Genomic DNA, 2,912 nt, shown 5'->3' with positions numbered 1-2,912 from the left:
CCGTTATCGCGACTACATTGCCTGGCTGCAGCAGCGCGATACGAAAGCCGATGAGGTCTACTGGCGTGAGCAGCTTGCGAAGCTCGATGGATCGACGTGGCTCGCGAATGCACTGCTACGCGAAGAAAGTTACCAACAGGAGTCGGGCTACGGCGAGCATCGCGTAACGCTCGATGCCATGCTGACGCAGCGTCTCGAACAGCTCGCACGCGAAGAGCGCGTGACCGTAAATACGGTGATCCAGGCCGCGTGGGCTCTGATGCTGCAACGATACACAGGCCAGCGCGCGGTGGTGTTCGGCGCGACGGTCTCGGGTCGTCCGACCGATCTTGTGGGCTCGCAGCAACTGCTGGGGCTTTTCATCAACACGCTGCCTGTGGTGCTCGCGCCGCGCGCGGAGCAGACGGTCGGTGACTGGTTGCGCGAGGTGCAGGCGCAGGGCCTGTCGATGCGCGAGCACGAGCACACACCGCTGAACGAGATCCAGCGCTGGGCGGGTGCGGGTGGTCGCGGATTGTTCGACACGCTGGTGGTGTACGAGAACTATCCGGTCGATGCGGCGTTCAAGGAAGCGGCGCCGGCAGGGTTGAAGTTCGGCGAAATCGCGAATCGCGAAGAAACGAACTATCCGCTGACGCTTGCCGTCTCCCAGGCCGCAACCATCGACATGCGATACGGCTTCGCGACCGAAGCATTCGACGAAGGCGCGATTGGTCAGATCGCCTCGCAGATGACGCGCTTGCTCGAGGCTTTCGCCCAGCATCGCGACATGCGCATCGGCAATGCGGCGCTTCCCGTCGGGGACGAAGTGACTGGGCTGCTGTCGTGGGGCGTTGGCACGAAGGGTTACGACGACATCGGGTTGGTGCATCAGCGGATCGCGCGTGAGGCGCAGGCGCATCCTGAGCGGGTGGCGGTGGTATACGGCGAAACGCAGCTGAGCTACGGCGAACTCGATGCGCAGGCGAATCGCCTTGCGCAACGTCTCGCGAAACTCGGCGTGGGACCGGAAATGCGGGTGGGTATTGCTGTCGAGCGGTCGGTGGAGATGGTGGTTGGACTGCTGGCGATCCTGAAGGCAGGTGGCGCCTATGTGCCGCTGGACCCGGAGTATCCGCGAGAGCGACTGGCGTACATGCTGGAAGACAGCGGCGTGGCGCTGCTGCTGACGCAGTCGTGGGTGCGTGAGCGGCTGCCGGTGGCTGAAGGCGTGACGCTGCTGGAACTGGACGTGGTGGACGTGTCCGCCGAGCCCGCCGTGGCACCGCAGATAAGCGTGCACGGCGGGAACCTGGCGTACGTGATCTACACCTCGGGCTCGACCGGACGGCCAAAGGGTGCCGCGAACCGTCACAGCGCACTGTCGAACCGCCTCGCCTGGATGCAGTCAGCCTACGTGCTGGAAGAAACGGACGTGGTGCTGCAAAAGACGCCGTTCAGCTTCGACGTTTCGGTGTGGGAGTTCTTCTGGCCGCTGATGACGGGCGCACGGCTGGCCGTGGCCGAACCGGGCGCACATCGCGACCCGCAGCGACTGGTGGAGCTGATCGGCGAATACGGTGTGACGACCCTGCATTTCGTGCCCTCGATGCTGCAGGCGTTCGCTGCCCATGAAGGGGTAAAAACCTGCAGGAAGCTGAAGCGTATCGTCTGCAGCGGCGAGGCATTGCCAGCGGATCTGGCAAACCGCACGCTTGAGCAGTTGCCGGGCGTAGGCCTGTACAACCTGTACGGCCCGACCGAAGCGGCAATCGACGTGACGCACTGGACGTGCCGCACGGGTGATGAAGTGGTACCGATCGGTCGTCCGATCGGCAACGTGAGCACGCACGTGCTGGATGCACAGATGAATCTGGTGCCGCGGGGCGTAGCGGGCGAACTCTACCTGGGCGGCGTGGGTCTCGCGAGAGGCTACCTGAACCGCGCCACGCTAACTGCAGAGCGTTTCGTGCCGGATCCGTTCGATGCGAACGGCGGGCGGTTATACCGCACGGGCGACCTCGCGCGATGGACGAACGAAGGCGCACTGGAATATCTGGGCCGTATCGACCATCAGGTGAAGGTACGGGGCCTGCGTATCGAGCTGGGCGAGATCGAAGCGCAACTGGTCGCACAGGCAGGCGTAAGAGAGGCGGTGGTCACGGCGCAGGAAGGACCAGGCGGCACACGCCTGATCGCGTACGTGACTGCACACCCGGACCACACCGTAGAGCAGCAGGCACTACGCGAAGCACTGCTAAGGCAGTTGCCGGACTACATGGTGCCCTCGGCGATCATGGTGCTGGAGGCGCTGCCGTTGAACCCGAACGGCAAGGTGGACCGCAAAGCGCTACCTGCGCCGGAGTACCAGACGCGCAGCTACGAAGCCCCGCAGGGCGAAACGGAAGAAGCACTCGCACAGATCTGGTCCGAAGTACTGGGCATCGACATCGAACAGGTAAGCCGCACCGACAACTTCTTCGAACTCGGCGGCGATTCGATCCTGGCAATCAAGCTGGTCTCACGCATCCGCAAGACCCACGGCATCGAACTGCCCTTGCAGGACGTCTTCAAGCACCCGCTCCTCGCCGACCTCGCGCCGGCTATGACGAAGGCGGAGCACATCGAGCCCGCTCGTCCGGGCAGTGCGATCGTGCGGCGCACGGGCGGTGACGGCTCCGCGCCGCTATCGCATGCGCAGGAGCGTCTGTGGTTCCTCTGGCGACTGGACCGCAACAGCCCCGCGTACAACACGGCCGGCGCGATCCGTCTGCAAGGCGAGCTCGATACCAGCAAGGTGCGACGCACGCTTGCGGTGATCCACGCGCGCCATCAAGTCCTGCATTCGCGCTTCGAGGAAAACGGCGAGGGCGTCAGGCAGCAGGTTGCGAACGTGCCTTTCAGCTGGTCGGAGCCGGACCTGTCGCAAGAGT

At 64.3% G+C, this 2,912-nt stretch carries 1 protein-coding gene; it reads left to right on the top strand.

Annotation, left to right across the window (positions count from 1 at the left end):
- Window positions 1-2,912: amino acid adenylation domain-containing protein (locus U5760_RS31495; protein WP_322016210.1), on the top strand; the 2,912-nt coding region annotated here is incomplete at both ends.

Origin of the sequence: Paraburkholderia sp. J12 (genome assembly GCF_905220215.1) — a bacterium.
GTDB lineage: Bacteria > Pseudomonadota > Gammaproteobacteria > Burkholderiales > Burkholderiaceae > Paraburkholderia.
This window is presented reverse-complemented; position numbering and strand designations above follow the sequence as displayed.